The sequence below is a fragment of the Paraburkholderia sp. SIMBA_030 genome (genome assembly GCF_046535245.1).
In the GTDB taxonomy this organism is placed as follows: Bacteria; Pseudomonadota; Gammaproteobacteria; order Burkholderiales; family Burkholderiaceae; genus Paraburkholderia.
In genome coordinates, this window is sequence record NZ_JAWRXB010000480.1 from 1 (window position 1) to 273 (window position 273).

At 53.8% G+C, this 273-nt stretch carries 1 protein-coding gene; it reads right to left on the bottom strand.

Features of this window, described 5'->3' with window-relative positions; genetic code table 11:
• Positions 1-273 (bottom strand): 3'-5' exonuclease (locus tag SB772_RS40870; RefSeq protein ID WP_410838634.1); only part of this gene is annotated, 273 nt, incomplete at both ends.

Sequence of the window (273 nt, forward strand, 5' to 3'; positions counted from 1 at the left end):
TAGGGCCTCTTCCAGTACACGCGACTGGGCGTTGCTGCGGTAGAGAATGGCGCACTCGGCAAGCGCCCCGCCGTTGTCCTGCCAGGTTTTGATGCGGTTAACCACAAAACGCGCTTCATCGAGTTCGTTAAAAGCACAATAGAGGGAAATAGGCTCACCGTCCGCGCCATCGGTCCACAGTTTTTTACCCAGACGCCCGTTATTGTTTTCAATCAGAGCGTTAGCGGCGCTCAGAATATTGCTGGTAGAGCGGTAGTTTTGCTCCAGACGAAT